Source organism: Pseudooceanicola sp. DL12, assembly GCF_056270665.1.
Genome location: NZ_CM149884.1, coordinates 3278966 through 3299778, shown reverse-complemented (window position 1 = coordinate 3299778; position 20813 = coordinate 3278966). Strand labels below are relative to the sequence as shown.

At 66.2% G+C, this 20813-nt stretch carries 18 protein-coding genes; 11 read left to right on the top strand and 7 right to left on the bottom strand.

The annotated features are described in order from the left end of the window. Positions 1–229 precede the first annotated feature (229 nt). The 5 genes from AC0WR5_RS15315 to AC0WR5_RS15295 form a co-directional block, all read right to left on the bottom strand. Positions 230–1933: an ABC transporter permease gene (locus AC0WR5_RS15315; RefSeq protein WP_475864388.1), complete on the bottom strand. Its 1704-nt coding sequence runs from the start codon at positions 1931–1933 to the stop codon at positions 230–232. Then, on the bottom strand, positions 1933–2862 hold the full coding sequence (locus AC0WR5_RS15310) for an ABC transporter substrate-binding protein (protein WP_475864387.1): 930 nt from the start codon (positions 2860–2862) through the stop codon (positions 1933–1935). Before AC0WR5_RS15310 ends, AC0WR5_RS15315 begins: the two co-directional genes overlap by 1 nt. Before the next feature lie 16 nt (positions 2863–2878). Beyond that, the gene (locus tag AC0WR5_RS15305) at positions 2879–3916 is read right to left on the bottom strand and encodes an ABC transporter ATP-binding protein (protein WP_475864385.1); all 1038 of its coding nucleotides are present in this window, start codon (positions 3914–3916) and stop codon (positions 2879–2881) included. A gap of 207 nt (positions 3917–4123) precedes the next feature. Beyond that, on the bottom strand, positions 4124–5161 hold the full coding sequence (locus AC0WR5_RS15300) for a succinylglutamate desuccinylase/aspartoacylase family protein (RefSeq protein WP_475864383.1): 1038 nt from the start codon (positions 5159–5161) through the stop codon (positions 4124–4126). Continuing rightward, entirely contained in the window at positions 5158–5742 is a 585-nt protein-coding gene (locus AC0WR5_RS15295; protein ID WP_475864381.1) for a carboxymuconolactone decarboxylase family protein, read from the bottom strand. The genes AC0WR5_RS15300 and AC0WR5_RS15295 overlap by 4 nt, the downstream gene beginning before the upstream one ends. 420 nt (positions 5743–6162) lie before the next feature. Between AC0WR5_RS15295 and AC0WR5_RS15290 the strand changes: the two genes are divergently transcribed. The 5 genes from AC0WR5_RS15290 (at position 6163) to AC0WR5_RS15270 (ending at position 10830) form a co-directional block, all read left to right on the top strand. Then, the gene (locus AC0WR5_RS15290) at positions 6163–6906 is read left to right on the top strand and encodes an amino acid ABC transporter ATP-binding protein (RefSeq protein WP_475869037.1); all 744 of its coding nucleotides are present in this window, start codon (positions 6163–6165) and stop codon (positions 6904–6906) included. Positions 6907–6915: 9 nt separating this feature from the next. Next, the gene (locus AC0WR5_RS15285) at positions 6916–7764 is read left to right on the top strand and encodes an amino acid ABC transporter permease (RefSeq protein ID WP_475864379.1); all 849 of its coding nucleotides are present in this window, start codon (positions 6916–6918) and stop codon (positions 7762–7764) included. A 92-nt stretch (positions 7765–7856) separates the two neighbouring features. Beyond that, the gene (locus AC0WR5_RS15280) at positions 7857–8693 is read left to right on the top strand and encodes a transporter substrate-binding domain-containing protein (RefSeq protein WP_475864378.1); all 837 of its coding nucleotides are present in this window, start codon (positions 7857–7859) and stop codon (positions 8691–8693) included. A 70-nt stretch (positions 8694–8763) separates the two neighbouring features. Further along, positions 8764–9627: an amino acid ABC transporter permease gene (locus AC0WR5_RS15275; protein WP_475864377.1), complete on the top strand. Its 864-nt coding sequence runs from the start codon at positions 8764–8766 to the stop codon at positions 9625–9627. Positions 9628–9630: 3 nt separating this feature from the next. Continuing rightward, positions 9631–10830: a cytochrome P450 gene (locus AC0WR5_RS15270; protein ID WP_475864375.1), complete on the top strand. Its 1200-nt coding sequence runs from the start codon at positions 9631–9633 to the stop codon at positions 10828–10830. Between the two features lie 19 nt (positions 10831–10849). Here the strand turns inward: AC0WR5_RS15270 and AC0WR5_RS15265 are convergent, their stop codons facing one another. Beyond that, positions 10850–11779, bottom strand: coding sequence for a LysR substrate-binding domain-containing protein (locus AC0WR5_RS15265; RefSeq protein ID WP_475864374.1), 930 nt, complete (start codon positions 11777–11779; stop codon positions 10850–10852). A gap of 73 nt (positions 11780–11852) precedes the next feature. Between AC0WR5_RS15265 and AC0WR5_RS15260 the strand changes: the two genes are divergently transcribed. Beyond that, positions 11853–12941, top strand: coding sequence for a pyridoxal phosphate-dependent aminotransferase (locus AC0WR5_RS15260; RefSeq protein WP_475864372.1), 1089 nt, complete (start codon positions 11853–11855; stop codon positions 12939–12941). A 322-nt stretch (positions 12942–13263) separates the two neighbouring features. On the opposite strand, the gene AC0WR5_RS15255 is transcribed toward AC0WR5_RS15260, so the two are convergent. Then, on the bottom strand, positions 13264–14736 hold the full coding sequence (locus AC0WR5_RS15255; RefSeq protein WP_475864370.1) for an amidohydrolase: 1473 nt from the start codon (positions 14734–14736) through the stop codon (positions 13264–13266). A gap of 216 nt (positions 14737–14952) precedes the next feature. Between AC0WR5_RS15255 and AC0WR5_RS15250 the strand changes: the two genes are divergently transcribed. The 5 genes from AC0WR5_RS15250 (at position 14953) to AC0WR5_RS15230 (ending at position 20812) form a co-directional block, all read left to right on the top strand. Then, positions 14953–16491 (top strand): ABC transporter substrate-binding protein, encoded by a 1539-nt coding sequence (locus AC0WR5_RS15250; protein ID WP_475864368.1) that lies wholly within the window; start codon positions 14953–14955, stop codon positions 16489–16491. Positions 16492–16493: 2 nt separating this feature from the next. Then, entirely contained in the window at positions 16494–18035 is a 1542-nt protein-coding gene (gene fdrA / locus AC0WR5_RS15245) for an acyl-CoA synthetase FdrA (RefSeq protein ID WP_475864367.1), read from the top strand. Beyond that, complete coding sequence (locus AC0WR5_RS15240; protein ID WP_475864365.1) at positions 18028–18216, top strand: hypothetical protein; 189 nt, start codon at positions 18028–18030, stop codon at positions 18214–18216. The genes fdrA and AC0WR5_RS15240 overlap by 8 nt, the downstream gene beginning before the upstream one ends. 74 nt (positions 18217–18290) lie before the next feature. After that, positions 18291–19550: a YlbE family protein gene (locus AC0WR5_RS15235; RefSeq protein WP_475864363.1), complete on the top strand. Its 1260-nt coding sequence runs from the start codon at positions 18291–18293 to the stop codon at positions 19548–19550. Beyond that, positions 19550–20812 (top strand): YlbE family protein, encoded by a 1263-nt coding sequence (locus AC0WR5_RS15230; protein WP_475864361.1) that lies wholly within the window; start codon positions 19550–19552, stop codon positions 20810–20812. The genes AC0WR5_RS15235 and AC0WR5_RS15230 overlap by 1 nt, the downstream gene beginning before the upstream one ends. Position 20813: the final 1 nt, after the last annotated feature.

Below are 20813 nucleotides of genomic sequence, written 5' to 3'. Positions count from 1 at the left end.
GCGGGGCCGGGGCGGTGTCAAGATCCTCATGGATCACAGGTGCAGGATCATGGCTGGGCGGGACGCGCCGCTGCGGGAGATCGGGTTGGGCTAGGGCAGATCCTGCGGGATCACGCTCGCGCCGTGCCGCCGGGCCATTTGTCGGGAGGGATCGCCGAGCGCCGTCTGGTATACGTCGGCTCCCGGGCTCCAAAAGCGGCCCCAAAGGCGGCTTGGGCAAGGATGCACCTCAGGCAACCCCGGCGGCTTCGCCCTTCGACAGGTGTCGCAAGAGCGAAATCAGGAGCAGCGGGATCAGCGTGGTCATCACGATGGCACAAAAGGCCATGGCCATCCCGAGGCCGACCGAACCCTGGTCGAACTGCTGCCAGATATAGACAGCGATGGTTTCGAAACCGACCGGCGCGACGAGGAGCGAGGCCACCAGTTCGCGCGATGCGACGGCGAAGACCAGGATCATCGAGGTGATCACGCTCGGCAGCATCAAGGGAAGGACGATGCGCCGGAAGGCTGTCAGCGGCCCGGCACCACAGACCCGTGCCGCCGCTTCCAGGCTGTCGCCCAGCTGCTGCAGGGCTGCGTTGGCATAACGCACGGGCTGCGGCAGCAGAATGCAGCAATAGGCCAGCAGCAGGATGAAGGGCGTGTTGTAGGGCGTGACCGGTAGCCAGGGCTGGTTCCAGGCGAGGATGATGCCGACGGCCACGACGACACCTGGCAGGGCATTCGGGGTCAGGGACAGGCCGTCGAGCAGGCCCTTGAAGCGCCCCCGCCCCTTGACAACCGCATAGGCTGTGACAGCGCCGAGCGCGCCGGCAAGCCCCGCCGTCGTCATCCCTAGGATCAGCGAGTTGCCGAGTGCCCGAAGCCCCCCGCTACCCAGGTCCAGCAATTCGCGGAAATTCTGCAGGCCCATGTTCGAAGGCGTCAGGCCGCCTGATATTGTGTTCGAGAGGGCGGAGGCCAGGATGGCCAGGATCGGGATGATCGTTGCCAGCCCGGCCACAAGTGCAAAAAGGGCCACCACCGGGACGGACCAGGGGCCGAGGGCGCGTTTATCCGATGCCTGGGGCTTGCCGCCGACGATCCGGTAGTCCCGGCGCGCCAGCAGCCGGCGCTGCAGGACAAAGGCCGCCAGCGCCATCGTCACCAGAACGATCGACAGGGTTGCCGCTCCGGGCAGGTCTATCGGCCACTCGGAAATGCGATTTTCTATACCTGTGACCAGAACGTCGAAACCGATGCGTCGTCCAAGCGCGGCCGGCGTGCCGTATTCCTCGATCGTCATGGCAAAGACCAGCAGCAGGCTCGCGGCCAGTCCGGGCGTGGCGAGCGGCAGGGTAATCCGCAGGAAGGCCCGCCAGGGGCCCGCGCCGAACACGCGCCCGACGTCGGAGTAGCGTGCGCCGACGGCCTCGAACGTGCGGGCAAGGATGAAATAGACGACTGGAAAGGTGTTCAGTGCCATCAGGAACATGATCCCGGGCACCGAGAAGAGGCAGGACGCCAGGTTGAACCCGGCCAGTTGCTCGAGGTAGCCGCGCGGTTGCAGAGTCATGATCCAGCTGAGGGCCGCGATGTAGGGGGGGATCATGAACGGGATCAGTAAGAGGGCATCCCAAAGCACTGCGCCCGGCACCCGAAAAAGGGCTCTGAGAGCGGCCAGCGGTACCGCAAGGACGGTGGCAAAGATCACAGTGCCGAGACCCAGGACAAGCGTATTTCCCGCTAGTCCGAAGAGCGCGGGATCGCGCAGCGTATGTGCCATCGTCGCAAAGGGAGCGGCAAGACTGCCGCTCCCGATGTTCGGAAAGATGGCCTGTATGACGACGAAGGCGGCGGGGATTGCGACGATCAGAAACAGGCCGATCGTGGCGGTCCAGCTGAGAAGCGGACTGCCATGGGCCCCCGAGATCGCATTCCCGCCGGCCATCAGTTGAAGACCTGGTTGAAACCGGCCAGCACCTCATCGCGCGAAGGGGCGCCTTCGCTCGACATCAGCTTTAGATCGCCGATCAGCGGTCGGTCGGCCGAGACATCGGTGCGTGCGGGCATCAGATGCACGCTGGCCACGGCGGCCTGGCCGGCACCGGAGAGCACGTAGTCGAAGAAGGCCTTGGCATCGTCGATGTTTTGCGAGGACTGCAGGATCATCATCGGGCGAGGCGCAATCACTGTGCCGCTCTCGGGGAAGATGACCTCGACAGCCTCGCCCTTGGCCTGAGCCCCCATGGTGATGTAGTCCACTGCGCCGAAAACGGCGGCCTTGGCGCCTTGCAGAACAGGGTTCAGTGCCGCCTTGTTGGCGCCGGCGACGATCGCGCCGTTGTCGGCCAGTGCCTTCAGTTCATCGGCCTTGCCAGCCGCCATGAGGGCCTCGATCAGCGTGTAGGTGGCACCGGATTGCGCGGGATCGGGCAGGGTGACCATGTCCTTGTACTCGGGCTTCGTCAGGTCGGCCCAATCCGAGGGTTTCGGTGTGCCCGAGGCCGGGTTCCAGGCAATGGCCAGGGCCGATACGCCCTCGGAGACGACGCCGGGCATCTTCAGGAAATCGGGGACCGTTTCCGCGTTGGGGCTGTCGTAGTCGAGCAGCCAGTCGCGGGCGGCGAAATCGTCTGCGGTGCCCCAGGAGGCCGAGATCACCACGTCTGCGACCGGGTTGGCGGCTTCGGCCTCGAGGCGGGCCATGACCTTGCCGGTGGTGGCTTGGAACATGTTGACCTTGATGCCGGTCTCTTCGGTAAAGCCGGCGGCGAGCTTGTCAGCCAGGGCCTTCGGGCCGGCGGTATAGACGGTGACGTCAGCCTGGGCTGCGCCCGCCGAGACGGCCAGGACGGCCGCGAGGATGAAACGGTTCATGTCGGATACTCCGTAGCTAGGTCAGGGATCTTGCCGGGCCGGGAAACCAGCGCAGCGCTTCAGGGGCGTAGGACAGTTCCAGCAAGTCGCCAGGAGCTGCAGCACGCGGGCTGAGAAGCCGTATACGGGCCTCCGTGCCGCAGAGTTTCAGTGTGAGGGCATGTCCGCCGGCTCGCACCTGGGCATGCTGCACCTCGGCTGAGAGGCGCGCCGGCCCGTCGCCGCCGATGCGGAGCGCGCGTTCCGGAAGCAGGACCTCTGCCGTCATGCTCTCCGGCCCTTGACCGGCAAGTGGGATCTTGGTGCCAGCAATGGCCCAGCCTTTCCCGGCGCAACGAGAGGCGGGCAGAAGGCAGCCGAGGCGCAGGAAGTCCGCGACAGCCGCCGTGGTCGGCGCCGCGATAAGCTCCGAGGGGCTGGCCTGCTGTTCGATCACACCATCCCGCATCACCGCGATCCGGTCCGCCAGGGCAAGGGCTTCGGCGTGATCGTGGGTGACATAGACGGCGCTCAGCTCGAGCTCCGCCACCAGCGTGCCAAGCTCCTCTACCATGTTCTCGCGCAGCTCGCGGTCGAGGTTCGAGAGAGGTTCATCGAAGAGCACGAGGGGCGGTTCCGCAACGATGGCGCGCGCGATGGCGACGCGCTGTTGCTGCCCGCCGGACAGGTCCGACGGGTGGCGGTCCGCCAGGCTGGCAAGGCCCACGCGGTCCAGGGCCCGGAGCACGCGCTCCTCGCGTTCGGCCCGCGGAAGCTTCATCATTTCGAGGGGAAAGGCCACGTTGCGCGCAACCGACAGATGGGGCCAGAGCGCATAGTCCTGAAACACCATGCCGAGGCCGCGCCTTTCGGGCGGCAAGGCGACGCCCGTCGCCGGCGCGGCAACGGTGCGTCCGGCGATCTCGATACTGCCGCTCTTCGGTAGAAGCAGTCCTGCGATCAGGCGCAGCAACGTCGTCTTGCCGCAGCCCGACGGGCCAAGCAGCGCCAGGACCTCGCCCGCGGGCAGATCGAGCCGGATCTCTTCAAGCACGTTCTCCCGGCCATAGCTCATGGTCAGGTCACGGATTGACAGGGCCCTAGGGCGGTTGCTGGGACTTGCTGGCGTCATGCGGGGTTTCTCGGCGTCATCAGGCGCCTTTAGGCCCGCAATGTAACACCCGCGTGTCGCTTCAGGATTTCCCCTTGATCTGGGGGGCGAGAGCGCGTCCGGTCCGAAATTGTCCCGCGATGTGCCCGTATCGCGGGACAGTGCAGCGGTTCAGCGCCAGTTCTCGGTTATCGGCGTGGCGATATAGCCGACGAAATCACCTCGACGGATGTGGCCCCTCCGTGTACCTGCCAGCAGCAGGCCGGCCTTGGGGCTCGGCACCACGGTTGGGTCCTGCCCAGGGCGTTCCATGTCGTGAAGAAAGCCGAGGGGCTGCCCTTCGGACACCAGTGTGCCAACCTCGCAGGCAGGTTCGAAAAGCCCGGAGACTGTGGCCACGACCCGCGCGTCGGGGCCGGTGAATTCCACCGCCGGCGGCATCTTCGAAGGGTCGTCAAGCGCGGGAATTGTCTCTGACAGAACGCCCAGATGCGTCAGGGCGCCCGCGATGCCACGATCTGCAGAGGCTTGGGCCGCCAGCCCGACATGACCGCCGCCGCCCAGTTCCGCCGCGATGCAGGGCACACCGAGGGCCGTCGCCGCGTTGTTGACCGAGCCGTTGCCGGTTGTACCGGGCAGCACCCATACAGTCTCTGCGCCAAAGGCTCGGGCCAGTTCCATGTTGGCGTTGTCGAGGTCGCCGTCCTTGTCCCGCGCCGCAAGGCTGCAGGGCAGGAACCAGGAGGCCTGGCCGCCTGAATGTAGGTCGATCACTGCGTCGGCGATGGGCATCAGGTGCTGCGACAGCAGGGCCGCGATCTGCGCCGTGGGCCCGCCCTTCGGGTCGCCGGGGCAGCTTCGGTTCAGGTTGCCGCCATCAAGAGGAGAGCAGCGTGTGCCAGCGGAACAGGCCGGTGCATTCAGTTGCGGCAACAGGATCAGGCGGCCGTTGATCTCTTCCGGTACGAGGCGCTGGAAGAGCTTCATCAGGGCCGTCGGGCCTTCGTACTCATCCCCATGCACGCCCGCCGTCAGCAGGACAGTTGGACCCGGGGCGCCGCTGATCACCATGACAGGCACCGGGTAGACCCCGAGAGGCACCGCGTTGTCGGACCAGACGAGCCCGAAGAAACCGCTACGTTTGCCCGGCGATGTGAGGTCGAGATCAGTTTGAAGGGGGCTGCCGGTCATATCCGGTTCGCGCGTCATGCCTCGTCGTCCTTGTAATATCCCACGACATCGCCTTCGGTGCTGACGCCCAGCCCGTTCAGCAACCGGTTTACGTAGTTGAAATAGCCGATGATCTGGTTCGCCTCCAGGATCTCTCCATCATCCAGGCCTGCCTCGCGCAGGGCAGTCACGTCGCTTTCCTGCATATTGCCCGGAGAAAGCGTGAGCTTCTCCGCATAGCGCATCAGGGCCAGTTCGGCACCTGAGAAGGCGGTCTCGGGCTTTTGTGCCTGCAGGGCCGCCTCGATGCTTTGCGTGCGGTCGGGATCCCCGATCAGATGTTCCGCGTTCTTCCAGTGGTTGGCGAGCGAGTAGGGACAGTCGTTCAGGATCGAGACATAGGAACTGATCACCTCCTGCAGCCACATGGGAATTGTGTTGGCCTGATCGTGCAGCGCGGCGCGATAGAGGATCACGTGGCCACGCATGGTGTTCGGGCGCAGGCCGTGGACCCGCATCACGTTGTCCACGGTGCCATGCGGCGTCCGCGCCAGGTCCAGGGCCTCCTTCAGTGTCGCGTCTGCTTCGCTGTCGGGGATCATGCGTATCCAGGCTGACATAGGGATCCTTTCCTGTAACCTGCTTGCCGAATGGCCCCAGCGGATGCGGCCACCGTTCATTTCGCGGTCACTTGGCGCAAATCCGAGGCTTTCATATCGGCTCAGGTATTTACCTGTGGGAAAAAAATATCGTCAAGGGATAAAGCCTTTGACCTTTGCCCCACGGCGACAGAGGGTCGGGCCCGGCGCGTTTTGCGGCAAATGTTATCGGGCAGACACCAGGCGTCTTTCGAAAAGCAGCTGATCATTCAAACGTGCCGCCTGATGTGCGTGCGAAGGAATTCGTGCGGCCGATGAGTTGCGAGGAAGCTACGGTAAACTTTTGCAAAGGTGTATTAGCATGGTCATTATTGAATCTGATGCCAGGCCGTCCTCGCGCCGCAGACAGCGCGGCGCTCCGATACTCCAGGAGCACGAATGATGTCAGAAAAAGCCGTGATCAGCGCCCGCAAACTGAACAAGTACTACGGCGATTATCATGCGCTGCGCGACATATCGATTGATATCGGCGAGGGAGAGCGCGTGGTGATCTGCGGGCCTTCAGGCTCTGGCAAGTCAACTTTGATCCGCTGTTTCAACGCCCTGGAATTTCACCAGAGCGGGGATCTCTGGGTGGACGGGATCGAGGTGACGGAAGAGAGCCGCAACATCAACAGGCTGCGCCAGGACGTCGGTATGGTGTTCCAGCAATTCAATCTCTTCCCGCATCTCACGGTCCTGGAAAACCTGATGATCGGACCACGCAAGGTACTGAAACTCTCACGGCAGGAGGCCGAGGAAACCGCGCGCAACTACCTCGCGCGGGTGCACATTCCTGACCAGGCCGACAAGTATCCAAGGCAACTTTCCGGTGGTCAGCAACAGCGCGTTGCCATCGCGCGTTCTCTCTGCATGAAGAGCCGGATCATCCTGTTCGACGAACCGACGTCGGCCTTGGATCCCGAGATGATCCACGAGGTGCTCGACGTGATGGTCGAACTGGCCGAAACGGGCATGACGATGGTCTGCGTGACACACGAGATGGGATTTGCCCGCAAGGTGGCGGACCGGGTTGTCTTCATGGATGCCGGCGAAATCGTCGAATGGGGCGATCCGGAGAGCTTTTTCGGGAACCCGCAGACTGAGCGCTGCCGGGACTTCCTTGGCAAGATCCTGAGTTACTGAGGCATGTCAATGAATGACCTCACCTTGGCCGAGCTGCCGGCCCGCAGCGGGGCGGATCGCCCGGCGCGGTTCAGGCATGTCATGCGGTCGACGCCGGTTCAGATCCTGATCTATCTCCTGATCCTCGGGACGGGGATATATGCCGCCTATGCCGGGTCGGCGCGGATGGGCTACAACTGGCAATGGTACAATGTTCCCAAGTACATCTATCGCTTCACCGATGACGGCTTTCAGTTCGGCGAACTGCTGGTGGGTCTCGGGGCCTCACTGGCCATCGCGCTAGTGGCCTTCCTGTTGGCCTTGGCCATCGGATTGGGCATGGCTCTTCTGCGCCTGTCGGATCTCGTGGTGGGCCGGGCGGTGTCGCTCTGCCTGCTGGAATTCCTGCGCAACGTCCCGCTGCTGGTTCAGGTCTATCTCTTCTATTACGTGCTCGGGCCGATCTTCGGCTGGGACAGGCTGGTTGCGGCGATCCTCTGCCTCGGCGTCTTTCACGGTGCGCTCGTCTCCGAGATCATCCGAGCCGGCATCAACGCCGTTCCCCGGGGGCAGTGGGAAGGGGCAGACGCCATCGGCATGACCCGGGCCCAGGTCTATCGCTACATCGTGCTGCCCCAAGCCGTACGCCTGATGCTGCCGCCAATGACCAACGAGGCGATCCAGCTGATCAAGTCCTCCGCAATCGTCAGCGTCATCGGCGTGGCCGAATTGACGACTATCGGCCGCAACGTGATCTCGGACACCTACATGAGCTTCGAAATCTGGTTCGTGGTCGCCCTGATCTACTTCGTCGTCACCGTCACGCTGTCCTTTCTGGCCAGCGGGCTCGAGCGGCGTCTGCGGCGCGAGGATCGCTGATGCGCAGACAAGCGACTTCTTCGGAATTGCAACTGAAACCAACAGGAAACCGTCCGCGCCACAGGCGCCACGTCCAACGAAAGGGAGATCACATGAAACTGACCAAGAGGGGCCTGCTGGGCATGGCGGCTTCGGCCATTCTGTGGACCGGCCTTGCCATGCCGGCCTGTTCACAATCGGCCACACAGGCACTGTCCAGCGAGAGCGTCATCGAAGCCATCAAGCGTGAAGGGGTGATGAAGGTCGGGATCTCGATGTTCAAGCCCTGGACGATGCGCGACGTGAACGGTGATCTGATCGGATTCGAGATCGACGTGGCCAGCAAGCTGGCCGAAGACATGGGCGTCGATGTGGAATTCGTGCCAACCGCATGGGATGGGATCATTCCGGCGCTGGTATCGGGCAATTTCGACGTGATCATCTCGGGCATGTCGATCACCACGGCACGTAACCTGACGATCAACTTTACCGAGCCATACGCCTATTCCGGCCTGACGATCCTCGCCAACAAGCAGATGACGGACGGGTTCACCGAAGAGGATTACAATTCGCCTGATGTGACCCTGGCAACGGTGCGGGGCAGCATTGGCGAGACGGCGATCAAGAACATCTTCCCGAAGGCGAACCTGATCCTGTTCGACGATTCCAGTCTGCCGCCGCAGGAAGTTTTGAACGGCCGAGCGCATGCCATGATGGCCAGCGAGCCTCTGCCATCGAGCGAGGCGCGTCGCTATCCGGAGACGCTCTACGTGCCCTTCGACAAGCTGTTCATGGCCCAGGGCGAGGGCTTTGCCCTGCGCAAGGGCGACCCGGATGCGCTGAACGTTTTCGACAACTGGATCGAGGTCAACATGCGCAATGGCTGGCTCGAGAAGACCCACGACTACTGGTTCACCACGGAGGACTGGGCCGACCAGGTTCCCGAGTGATCCTTATCTGAAGACGTGCGGGGCCCTTCGGCCCCGTTCCAACTGCCTGCTGCAGAATGCGAGACGACAGATGCGCTATATCAAGCGGTTGAAATGGGGCGACTGGCTGATCCTCGGCCTGCTCCTGCTGTTCTTCGGTTATCTCGCCATGCAGATCAGCGGCACGCTGAACTACAAGTGGCGCTGGCATCTTATTCCCAATTACATCGTCGGCTGGCACACCAAGCGCGAGGAGTGGTTCGCCAACCTGCTTCTGCAGGGCGTGGGGATGACACTTCGCATCGTCATCTACGCCAGTATCCCGGCTCTCGTCCTGGGGGTGGTCCTTGGACTGGCGCGCAGTTCACGCAGCCTGGCCATCCGCATGCTGGCGCGTACCTACCTTGAACTGCTACGGAACATTCCGCCGGTCGTCGTGGTGTTCATCTTCTATTTTTTCCTGTCCGCGCCGCTGATCGACACGTTGGGCCTCGAGCGTTGGGGGCGGAGTATTGCCCGGTCCGAAAACGTTGCCCTCTGGACCTTCTTCTTCGGCAATATGCGTCTCTTCCCGCAGCTGGTAGCCGGGGTGATCGTGCTGGCGCTCTTCGAGAGCGCCTTTGTCGGCGAGATCGTCCGCTCCGGTATAGAGTCGGTCGAGAAGGGCCAGCGCGAGGCTGCTCGCTCGATCGGCATGAGCTACCTGCAGGAAATGCGCTATGTCGTGCTGCCACAGGCGCTCAAGCGGGTCGTGCCGCCCATGGCCAACCAGTTCATCATGCTGATCAAGGACAGCTCCATCGTGTCGCTGATCTCGATCCAGGAACTGACCTTCAAGACACAGGAGATGGTGGCCTCGACGCGCCTGGTCTTTGAAGGCTGGATCACCTGCGCAGGCTTCTATTTCCTTATATGCTTTGCCCTTTCGCGCGTGTTCGCCCGGCTGGAGCGCTAGGCCATGCCGCAGAGTTTCGAGGCACTGCCCTTCATCGACTATGGCGATCCGGCCTTTGCGCAGGATCCCTTCTGCTGGCTTGCCCGCCAGGCGGTGCGCACGCCCATGGCACGTAGTTTCAGGGGGCTGGGACTGCTCGATTATCAGTTGTGCCGGTCTTTCTTCGTCAATAGCGATCTGGGGAACGGCCACCTGGATCTGGTCGAACTCGTGGGACTGCCTGATGACAGCAAGGCGATGACCGTCAAGCGAAGTGCGCTGGAAGGGCAGAATTGCGGCGCGGAGCGAAGCCGTTTGCCCAAGGCCATGTTGCAGGTGATGGGCCCCGCCCGCGCCGATGCCCTGCGCACCATGATCGCAGCGGTAGTCTCAAGTCTGATCGACGAACTGTCGGAGGGCGGGCGCGTCGACCTGAAATTTGCCTTTGCGGATCTTGTGCCGGCGCGTGTCTATTGCGCCTGGGTCAATGCCCCGATGGCCGACGCAGGGCGGGTCATGGATCTGTCGGCGGCGATGCTGGGCATTTCCGATCGGGATCCGGGCGTGCGAGACCGCATCGTCGATGCTTTCGCCGGCACTTATGTCTATGTTCGCGAACGGATTTCAGAGCGTCGCGCGATGCCCGGCGACGACCTGCTGTCGGAACTGATCGCCATGGCGGATTCGGGCGCGTTGACCGAGACCGGCCTGGAAGTGATCGGGGTCATGCTGGTCGAAGGCAGCAGCGACAATACCGCCCACCAGATCGCCATAGCGGTGGATCGCATGACGCGCGTTCCGGGACTTTGCCGGCAGATGGCAGAACAGCCATCACTCGTGCCGGACGCACTGCGCGAAACGATGCGGCTCTGGCCGCGATCCATTTCGACGACGCGAAAGGCCCTGGTGGAGACCGAGATCGCCGGCGTGAGCGTTCCGGCGGGCACCAACGTCTTTGACAGTTTTGGCGCTGCCCAGCGACAGTCGGACATATTCGACGCGCCTTGCACGTTTCGCCTTGGGCGTAACGTTCCGGTGCAGCACATGAATTTCGGTGGCGGTGGGTTCTCTTGCCTCGGGCAGCACATTGCTCTCATCGAGACAGGGGAGGCTGTCGCTCAGCTCGCACGGCGGATTCCCGATCTGCAGGTCGTTTCGGCCGAGCTCAACGTCTCGGCGATGTTTCATTCCGTCGCGCGTCTGGAGGTTCGGTTTGCGCCGTGAGAGGGCGGCGGGGGCAATGTCAGCGGCGGAGCGCGCCGGCGGCATCACTGGCCGCCTCGGCGAGCAGCCAGTCGTGGATCGCGCGCACCCGGTCAGACTTCAGCGCCCCGCGCCGGTAGGCCAGCCAGTAGCTGTATTCAGAGGCCGCAACCTGCCCGAGAGGGCGGACCAGTTGTCCTGTATTCAGCGCATCCGAGACCAGCGGTTCGCGCCCGAGCGCCACGCCAAGTCCTTGAATGGCGGCCTGAATAACCATGTTCGATTGCCCGAAACGCCGTTCGCGCAGGGGCGTGGGCAGGCTGACGCCGGCCTCTGCGGCCCAGTACTGCCAGCTCGGCGCGGCGGCGCCGCGTTCGCGGGAAACCTGGTCCAGAAGGCGGGTGTGGTGGGCGAGGTCCGGGGGGGTGCGGATGGGATGGATGTCGAGCAGCGAGGGGGCGCAGACAGGGAAGAGCGTCTCGGACAAAAGCTTAACGCTCTCGTGGCCGGGCCGGGCCTTGTCCGGACCGTAGCGGATCGCGATGTCGACGTCGGTTCCAAGGTAATCCTCGGGGCGCGACGAGGTGACCACCGCGACGTGATATTCGGGGAAGGCCTGGTCGAAATTGATCAGCCGCGGGATCAGCCAGAGATAGGCGAAGCCCGGGTTGCAGGCCAGTCCGATGGTCAGTCTGACATGGCTGCCCTCGCGCAGGTCGTTGCAGAATTCCGCTACGTTTCCAAAGCTTTCCCGGATCACCTCGGCGAGGGTGATGCCATCTTCGGAGGGTTTGATCCCGCCCGGAACCCGGTCGATCAACCGCCGCCCGAGCCAGTCTTCGAGGGCCTTTACCTGCTGGCTTGTGGCGCTTTGGGTGACGCCGAGTTCCTCGGCGGCGCGGGCGAAACCGCGCAGGCGGACGACGGCCTCGAAGGTGCGCAGGGCGGCGAAGGGAAGCGGTGCGATCATATTAGCAAGGCTAATGACCGCCTACCCGTTCTCCAAGAGAAATATGTCCGGGTAAGCGCTTTGGGAGAGCAGAATGACTGAGCATGTGACGGCCCGCGCCGCGGTGGCGGAGATCCCGTTGCCGGTACGGCCGGCAGAGGCGGAACGCGACGGGCCCGCGCCCGAAGGGACGCTGATGCTGAACGCGAACGAGAGCCGCTTCGGGGCCGCGCCCGGCGTGGCGGCGGCGCTGCACCGGGAGGCGGAGGCGGCGCTGAGCGGGCTCTATCCGCCGATGATGGCGACGCCGCTGAACCGGGCGCTGGAGGCCTGCCACGGGCTGCGCCCGGGGCAGGTGCTCTCGGCGGCGGGCGGAGAGCTGATGCTGCCGCTGGCGCTGCTGGCCTTTGCCGGGGCGGGCGACGAGGTGGCCTATTTCGGCGACGGCTTCATGAAGTTCCGCGGCTATATCCTGACCTCGGGAGCGGTGCCGGTGGCGGTGGAGCGCGCGCCGGACGCGGTGGCGGCGATGCTGGACGCGGTGACGGAGCGCACCCGGATCGTGCTAATCGACAACCCGGCGAACCCCTCGGGGCGGATGCTGTCGCGACAGGAAATATGGCGGCTGCGCAAGGGTTTGCCCGGCGACGTCCTGCTGATGCTGGACGAGGCCTATATCGAGTTCGCGGATCCGCCGCGCCTGGGCCTCGATCTGCTGGGCACAGCGGAGGGGACCGGCAACACCATGGTGATGCGGACCTTTTCCAAGGCCCACGGGCTGGCGGGGCTGAGGGTGGGCTGGGCCGCCGGGCCGGTGGCCCTGATGGAGATGCTGGCGCGGGTGCTGCCGAGCTTTCCGGTGCCGCGCCCCTCGCTCGCCGGGGCGCTGGCGGCGCTCGAGGACCAGGGGCACCTGAAGGCAGTGGTGGCCGAGGTGCGCGCCCGGCGCGGCGAGACGGCGCAGGCCCTGCGCGCGGCGGGATGGGAGGTGCCCGAGGGGCAGGGCAACTTTCTGCTGGTGAAGGGCCGGGGCGCACGGGATGCGACAGGGGCGATCGCGGCGCTGACCGCGGCGGGGATCGAGGTGCGGGCCGTGCCCCGCTTCGAGGGCGTGCCGGCGATGCGCATCACCATCGGCACGGCGCCGGAGATGGCCCGGGTGCTGGCGGTGCTGACCGCCTGAGGGCCAGGGGACGGGGCGGGCATTAGCGGGCCTTACGTCGGATGCCCCTCTGGTAACGAAGGTTAACGCGTTGATTTTCCACATTTCCAACGTCGGTATTACGTCGGTATCGCGTCGGTATTGCGTCGGTGCGTTAACGGGCGCCGCCGGGAGGGGCGGAAAGGTTAATTTTCCGCCTCCGGCGGCCGTATTTGGAGAAAGATGAAGGGCGGGCCGGGCGCCCCCGGCAGGCGCCGGGAGGCCATATTTGGCGAAAGATGAAGGGGCGGGTGCCCGGGGGGGCCGGAGGTGGGTGCCGGGGGCGGCCCTGGCCCGGGGGTGGCTATTCCGCCGCGCGGCGCTGGTAGTCGAGGGGGGCCTCGCGGTCGCCGACGAGGGGGCGGTAGGTGAAACCGGGGCCGCGGGCGGTGTCGAGTTCGGCGCGGGCGCGGGCGAGGAGCTCGGGGCGGGCCAGCAGGTTGGCCGCGGCGAGCGCCATGCCCTGGGCGGCGAGGACCATGCCCTTTTCCCCGATCGAGGTGCCGCCGGCGGCCACCGCCTGCCAGGTGTGGGGCGCGGTGCCGGGCACCCAGGTGACGGTGCCGAGCCCGCCGCAGGGGGCCAGCCAGCTGACATCGCCCACGTCGGAGGAAAAGGCGCCGATCTTGTCGAAGACATAGGGGCCGAGGGTGTCGACACTGGCGAGATCGCCGGGGGCCTCCATCGAGGCCTGGATCTGCCGGGCATAGGCGCGTTCCTCCTCGCTCCATGCGATGGCGGGGGCCTCGGCCATGTTGGCATACATCACCCGGCCGATGGTGTCGTTCGGCAGGATCGAGTGCACCCCGCCGTTGCGGATGACCTCGACCGTGGTGCCGGTGCCCATGGCCGCGCCCTCGGCCGCGGCGACGAGACGCTCGAAGACGTCGCGGGCGACTGCCGGATCGGGGTGGCGCACGCCGAGGCTGCTCTCGGCGAGATCGGGGATCACGTTCGGCGCCTGGCCGCCCTCTGTCATCACGTAGTGGATATGGGTGTGCAGCGGCACCACCTCGCGCATGAGTGCGGCCATGTGATGGAAGGCCTCGACCCCGTGCAGCGCCGAGCGGCCCTTTTCCGGGGCGAGCGCCGCATGGGCGGTGCGGCCATGGAAGCGGAAGCGCCCGCCGAGGGTGGAGAGCGAGCGGCTCTGCCAGACGTTGTTGCAATCGTCGGGGTGCCAGTGCAGCGCCGCGGCGAGCCCGTCGAAGAGGCCGGCGCGGGCCATGTAGACCTTGCCGGCGCCGCCTTCCTCGGCGGGGGTGCCGTAGATGCGGACCTGGCCGGGGGTGCCCGTCTCGGCCAGCCAGCGCGCCAGCGCCAGCCCCGCACCGATGGAGCCCGCGCCGAAGAGGTGGTGCCCGCAGGCGTGCCCGTTGGTCTGACCGGGGATCGGGCTGCGCACCGGCGAGGCATCCTGGGAGAAGCCGGGGAGGGCGTCCATCTCGGCCAGAAAGCCGATGGCGGGGCCGGTTGAGGCGCCGGTGCCGGCGGGCGCGGTCCAGGTGGCGAGGAAGGCGGTGGGCAGCTCGGCCACGCCGCGGGTGACGGTGAAGCCCTCCTCCTCGCAGAGGGCGGCCATGGCGGCGGAGCCCTCGACCTCGAGATAGCCGAGCTCGGGGTTGGACCAGAGCGCCCGGGCGAGGGCGGCCATGCGGGGGGCGAGGGAGGCGACATGGGCCAGCAGGCGGGCGCGGTCGCCCGCGGGCAGGGGGGTGGCGGCGTCGATCTGCGCGTCGGGGGCGGGGGCGCCGGGAAGGGCTGTCATCTTTTTCATCGCGGGGCCTCTGGTCTGGTCTCTCGTCTGGTCACTGGTCACTGGTCACTGGGTTGGGGCCCCGGGATGCCCGAATAAGCATCAGGCCCGGGCCATGCGCGCCGCGGAGCGCCCGCAGCGGCGCCGCTCAATGGTTTTGCACCTTGCATTCCGGCAGGGCGATGTTCCAAATACGCACATCTGTTTATTATGCGAACTAATACCGGGAAGCAAAGAGTGAAACGGCTGACTATCGGCGTGCATTACGAACCCTCGAATGTCGACCCGCATCTGGGGGCGGCGGAGCTGGCGCTGCAGATGACGCAGGGGTGTTTCGACACGCTGGTCAACAAGACGGCAGAGGGGGCCTATCTGCCCGGCCTGGCGACATCTTTCGAAGTGTCGGAGGACCAGTGCCGGTACACTTTCCGCTTGCGCGAGGGGGTGCGGTTCCACGACGGCACGGCCTGTGACGCCGAGGCGGTGAAGGTCTCGCTCGACCGGGCGCGCGACCCGGCGAACCGCTCGCAGCTGGCCGGCAGCCTGCTGGGCAGCTACCGCGAGGCGGTGGTGCTGGGTCCGCTGGAGCTGGAGATCCGGCTGGAGCGGCCCTATGCGCTGTTTCTCGATGCGCTGAGCCAGGGCTGGCTGGCGCCGATGTCGCCCAGGGCCATCGCCGAGATGGGCGAGGGCATCCGCCGGCATCCGGTGGGTACCGGGCCCTTCGTCTTTGACCGCTGGGAGGCCGGCGAGCGGCTGGTGATCCGCCGCAACGAGGATTACGCCTGGGCGCCGGAGATCGTGGAGACGCAGGGGCCGGTGGCGCTCGACGAGATCGAGTTCGTCTTCCTGGCCGATGACGCGGCGCGGACGGCGGCACTGAAGGCCGGCGAGGTCGATGCGATCTTTGCGACCAACCCCGGCGATTGCGCGGAGCTGCGCGCCGACGGGCGCTTCGAGGTGACGACCTGGCCGATCCGGGGCGTGCCGGTGAGCCTGATGATGAACATCAGGAAGGGCCCGACGGACGATATCCGGGTGCGCCGGGCGATCAGCCATGCGCTCGATGTCGATGCGCTGGTGGCCGAGGTGTTTCACGGCGAGTTCCAGCGGGCGCACAGCCCGGTGTCGCAGTTCACGCTGGGCTATGAGCCGGCGGTGGAGGGGATGTACCCCCATGACGCCGCACGGGCGGGCGCGCTGCTGGAGGAGGCGGGCTGGGCCCTTGAGGACGGTCGCCGGATGAAGGACGGCACGGCGCTGGAGGTGGTCTTCTATGCGCTGCCGGTGAATTTCTATCCCGAGTTCGGCGCCATCGTGACGCGGCAGCTGGCCGAGGTGGGCATCGCCGTGACGGTGGAGCTGTGCAGCCCGCCGGAGTGGATTGCCGCCGGCATGGAGGGGCGCCACAGCCTGATCCCGCAGGGGAAATACGCCAGCAGTTCGCAGCTGCTGAGCTTTGTCTATCATTCGCGCCAGAGCGGGCCGGGCTGTTACGGCTGGTCCAAGCGGGGGGCGGAGGATTACCCGGAGATCGACCGGCTGATCGACAAGGCCGAGACGTGCCTGACGCCGGAGGACTACGTGCCGCTCTTCAACGAGGTGCAGAAGCAGGTGATGGAGGCCGCGCTGGCCGTGCCGCTGCATTGCAACACCAATCTGGTGGTCACCCGCAAGGATGTGACGGGCATGAAGTTCGATGCGATCGGGGCCTATCCGCTGTTCCATGACACCGATTTTGCACCGGTGGATGCCAAGGTGGAAGCGGGAGAATGAGCATGGCCACACGCGTGATCGTCCGCCCGCGGGAATACCACGATTCCGTCCGCCTGATGCGGGTGTCGGAGGCGATCCGGCACGAGGCCGGGGTGAGCGAGGCCATGGTGATGATGGCCACCGTGAACAACAAGAAGATCCTGACGACCTCTGGCCTGATGACCGAGGCGGCGCAGGCGGCCAGGCCCGATGATCTTGTCATCGCGCTGGTGGCCGAGAGCGAGGCCGAGGCCGATGCGGCGGTGGCCACGGCGGTGGAGACGCTGAACGCGCGGGCAAAGGCCAGCGCGTCGAGCGTGCTGCCGCGGACGCTGGATGCGGCGGTAACGGCGCATCCGGGGGCGAACCTTGCGGCGATTTCGGTGCCGGGGGCGCATGCCTATGGCGAGGCGAAACGGGCGCTGGAGCTGGGGCTGAATGTCTTCCTGTTCAGCGACAACGTGGCGATCGAGGACGAGCAGAAGCTGAAGGCGCTGGCCGGCGAGAAGAACCGCCTGCTGATGGGCCCGGATTGCGGCACGGCGATCATCAACGGCACCTGCCTGGGCTTTGCCAACAAGGTGGCGCGGGGGCCGGTGGGCGTGGTGGGCGCCAGCGGCACGGGCACGCAGGAAATCACCTCTCTGCTCGACTGGCTGGGCACCGGGGTCAGCCATGCCATCGGCACCGGCGGGCGCGACCTGAAGGCCGAGATCGGCGGGCAGACCATGCTGCAGGCGCTGGCGCTGCTGGCCGGGGACGCGGGCACCGAGGTGATCGTGATCACCTCGAAACCGCCGAGCGCGGAGATCGCCGAAAAGGTGCTGGGCTATTGCGAGACGCTGGGCAAGCCGGTGGTGGCGAACTTTGTCGGCCAGAGCGCCGGCGCGGCGCGCGGCAACATCACCTTTACCGAGACGCTGGCCGAGACGGCACAGGCGGCGGCGCGGCTGGCCGGGGGCGCGGGCGCCCTGCCGACGGCAAGCGACGACGAGGTCGAGACCCTGCTGACCCCGGCGCTGGCCGAGCGCAAGCCGGGCCAGAAGTACCTGCGCGGGCTCTATGCCGGCGGCACGCTCTGCTACGAGGCGCTCTATCTGCTGGGCCGTGAGATCGGGCCGGTCTGGTCGAACCTCGCCCATGGCGAGATGGAGCTGACCGACCTGTTCGCGAGCCGCGAGCACACGGTGATCGACATGGGCGAGGACGCCTATACCGAGGGCCGCGCGCACCCGATGATCGACCCGCATGTGCGCAACCAGCGCATCCTGAAGGAGGCGGCCGACCCGGAGGTGGCGCTGCTGCTGATCGATCTGGTGATCGGCTATGGCGCGCATGGCGACCCGGCAAGGGGGCTGGCCGCGACGATCGATGCGGCGCGCGAGATTGCCGCCGAAGACGGCCGTGCCCTGCCGGTGATCGTGACGATCTGCGGCACGCGCGGCGACGTGCAGGACTATGAGGCGCAGGCCGAAACCCTGCGCAGGGCGGGCATTCTCGTGGCCCGCAGCAATGCAGAGGCGGTGCGTCATGCCGCCCGTTACCTGGGGAAGATCGATGAGTAAGCCAGAGGTGGCGGGGGTGAACCCGCTGTTGTCCGATGCGCCGCTGGAGGTGGTGAACCTGGGTGCGGAGCTGTTTGCCGAGGCGCTGCGCGCGCAAGGCGTGTCGGTGGTGCAGGTGCAGTGGAGCCCGCCGCCCGAGCGTGACGACGACCTGATGGATCTGCTGGACAGCCTGCTGTGAGCGGGCTGACCCCCCTGAAATAACTGACAATTCTGCCCCGGGCCCCGGCCCGCGCGGGCGAGGAGAAGACCAAGATGAGTGACCTGAAATCCCGTATCGACGCCGCCAATGCCGAAGCCGTGGACCGGCTGAAGAGCGCACGGCCGCAGCTGATCGATGTGGCGCCGGCGCTGGAGGTGGTGCCGGGCATGACGCCCAACATGATCCTGCATTCGGCCCCTGCCATCGAGTGGGACCGCATGTGCGGCCCGCACAAGAATGGCATCATCGGCGCCGCGATCTGGGAAGGGCTGGCCAGCGATGCGGCGGATGCCGAGGCCAAGATCCGTGCCGGCGAGATCCTGACCGAGCCCTGCCATTTCCACGACACCGTGGGCGCGGGCGCCGGCATCACCAGCGCCAGCACGCCGATGCTGGTGGTGGAGAACCCCGAACAGGGCAAGCGGGCCTATTCCTGCATCTCCGAGGGTGGCGGGCTGCGGCTGCTGAAGTGGGGCTGGTGGGATCAGGGCGTGCTCGACATGCTGACCTGGCAGGCCGAGACATTTGCCCCGGTGCTGAAGGCGGCGCTGGCGGCGGCGGGCCCCATCGACATGAAGGCGATCATCGGCCGCGCGGTGGAGATGGGCGACGAATGCCACAACCGCTCGGTGGCAGCGACCTCGCTGTTCCTGAAGGAGCTCTATCCGCATCTGGTGGCGCTGAAGGGGCTGCCGGAGGAGGATGTGCGGGCCTCGATCAAGTTCCTGGTGGAGAGCGAGCATTTCCTGCTGCACGGCATCATGGCCGCCGCCAAGGCGATGCTGATGGGCGCCGAGGGCATCGAGTATTCGACCATCGTGACCGCCATGGCACGCAATGGCGTGGATTTCGGCATCAAGGTGAGCGGGCTGGGGGATCAGTGGTTCACCGCCAAGGCCAATGACGTGTCGGGCCTGTTCTTCCGCGCCGAGTGGAGCGCCGAGGATGCGGCGCCGGACCTCGGCGACAGTGCGATTACCGAGACCATCGGCCTCGGCGGCTTCATCCAGCCCTGCGCGCCGACGGTGACGCAATACGTGGACGGGACGCTGACCCAGGCCATTGGAAACACGCATGAAATGATGGAGATCTGCGAGAGCGCGAACCCAGACGTGCGGATTCCGGCGATGGATTTCGCCCCGGGCCCCATCGGCATCGACATCCGCAAGGTGGTGAAGACCGGCATCACGCCGTTGCTGGATACCGCGATCACCCACAAGGACGGCGGGCTGATCGGGGCCGGCGAGGTGCGCGCGCCCATGGGCTGCTTCGAGGCGGCGCTGAAGGCATTCGGCGCGAAGGTGGCCGGCTGATGGAGCTGCGCGAGAAGATCGCCGCGGCCAATGCCGTGGCGCTGGAACGGATGGTGGCGGCGCGCCCCGTCTGGGTGGACGTGCGCCCGGCGCTGGAGGTGCTGCCGGGGATGACGAAGGAGACGGTGCTGCATGCCGGCCCGCCGATCGCCTGGGCCGAGATGTGCGGGCCGCAGAAGATGGGCGTGGTGCAGGCGGTGCTGCACGAGGGGCTGGCCGAAACCGAGGAGGAGGCCGAGGCGATGCTGCTTGCCGGTGCCGTGAGGGTGGCGCCCTGTCACGAGCACGGCGCCACGGGCGGCATGGCCGGGATCACCAGCGCCTCGACCGCGATGGCGGTGGTGCATGACCCGGTGAACGACGTTCGGGGCCATTCGCAGCTGTTCCAGGGCCCGGCGAGCGGGCTGCAGGACCGCGACGAATACAACCGCGCGGCGCGCGAACGCTGGACCTGGCTGGCCGAGGTGCTGGGCCCGACCCTCGGCGCTGCGGTGCGCGCCATGGGCGGCATCCCGGTGAAGCCGCTGATCGCGCGGGCGCTGGAGATGGGCGACGAATGCCACAACCGCAACTCCGGCGGGTCGGCCATGCTGCTGAACCAGCTGGTGCTGCCGCTGCGCGATACCTGCGACGACGAGGGGCGCCTGCAGGAGGTGCTGGACTACCTGATCGTGAACGAACAGGTGAGCCTGGTGCTGTCGATGGCGGCGGGCAAGGCCATGGCCGATGCCATCGCAGGGATCGAATACTGCACGGTGGTGTCGGCCATGTGCCGCAACGGGGTCGACTTCGGCATCCGCGTGGCGGGGCTGGGCGATCGGTGGTTCACCGCGCCGGCGAACCGGATCGAGGGGCTCTACTTCTCCTCGGAATGGTCGGATGCGGATGCGGTGCCCGACATCGGCGACAGTGCCATCATGGAGACCGTGGGCCTGGGCGGCCATGCCCAGGCGGCGGCGCCGGTGCTGCAGCAGTTCGTCGACGGCAGTTTCGCCCGCGCCACCGGCGTGGTGCAGCAGATGCAGCAGATCACCCAAGGAGAGAACCCGGAGTTCCGCATCGGGCTGATGGATTTCATCGGCACGCCCACCGGCGTGGACATCCGAAAGGTGGTGCAGACCCGGATCACCCCGGTTATCGATACTGCCATCGCGCACCGCAAGGGCGGCGTGATCGGGGCGGGGCAGACCACCGCGCCCTTCGGATGTTTCGCCAGCGCCCTGAAGGCCTTTGGCGAGACCTACAGCCAGAGCCAGAACTGAG

Excerpts from the sequence above, each read along its gene's own strand:
- AC0WR5_RS15315 (WP_475864388.1), bottom strand. The coding sequence starts at position 1,933 with ATGGCCGGCGGGAATGCGATCTCGGGGGCCCATGGCAGTCCGCTTCTC.
- AC0WR5_RS15310 (WP_475864387.1), bottom strand. The coding sequence starts at position 2,862 with ATGAACCGTTTCATCCTCGCGGCCGTCCTGGCCGTCTCGGCGGGCGCA.
- AC0WR5_RS15305 (WP_475864385.1), bottom strand. The coding sequence starts at position 3,916 with ATGAGCTATGGCCGGGAGAACGTGCTTGAAGAGATCCGGCTCGATCTG.
- AC0WR5_RS15300 (WP_475864383.1), bottom strand. The coding sequence starts at position 5,161 with ATGACGCGCGAACCGGATATGACCGGCAGCCCCCTTCAAACTGATCTC.
- AC0WR5_RS15295 (WP_475864381.1), bottom strand. The coding sequence starts at position 5,742 with ATGTCAGCCTGGATACGCATGATCCCCGACAGCGAAGCAGACGCGACA.
- AC0WR5_RS15290 (WP_475869037.1), top strand. The coding sequence starts at position 6,163 with ATGTCAGAAAAAGCCGTGATCAGCGCCCGCAAACTGAACAAGTACTAC.
- AC0WR5_RS15285 (WP_475864379.1), top strand. The coding sequence starts at position 6,916 with ATGAATGACCTCACCTTGGCCGAGCTGCCGGCCCGCAGCGGGGCGGAT.
- AC0WR5_RS15280 (WP_475864378.1), top strand. The coding sequence starts at position 7,857 with ATGAAACTGACCAAGAGGGGCCTGCTGGGCATGGCGGCTTCGGCCATT.
- AC0WR5_RS15275 (WP_475864377.1), top strand. The coding sequence starts at position 8,764 with ATGCGCTATATCAAGCGGTTGAAATGGGGCGACTGGCTGATCCTCGGC.
- AC0WR5_RS15270 (WP_475864375.1), top strand. The coding sequence starts at position 9,631 with ATGCCGCAGAGTTTCGAGGCACTGCCCTTCATCGACTATGGCGATCCG.
- AC0WR5_RS15265 (WP_475864374.1), bottom strand. The coding sequence starts at position 11,779 with ATGATCGCACCGCTTCCCTTCGCCGCCCTGCGCACCTTCGAGGCCGTC.
- AC0WR5_RS15260 (WP_475864372.1), top strand. The coding sequence starts at position 11,853 with ATGACTGAGCATGTGACGGCCCGCGCCGCGGTGGCGGAGATCCCGTTG.
- AC0WR5_RS15255 (WP_475864370.1), bottom strand. The coding sequence starts at position 14,736 with ATGAAAAAGATGACAGCCCTTCCCGGCGCCCCCGCCCCCGACGCGCAG.
- fdrA (WP_475864367.1), top strand. The coding sequence starts at position 16,494 with ATGGCCACACGCGTGATCGTCCGCCCGCGGGAATACCACGATTCCGTC.
- AC0WR5_RS15240 (WP_475864365.1), top strand. The coding sequence starts at position 18,028 with ATGAGTAAGCCAGAGGTGGCGGGGGTGAACCCGCTGTTGTCCGATGCG.
- AC0WR5_RS15235 (WP_475864363.1), top strand. The coding sequence starts at position 18,291 with ATGAGTGACCTGAAATCCCGTATCGACGCCGCCAATGCCGAAGCCGTG.
- AC0WR5_RS15230 (WP_475864361.1), top strand. The coding sequence starts at position 19,550 with ATGGAGCTGCGCGAGAAGATCGCCGCGGCCAATGCCGTGGCGCTGGAA.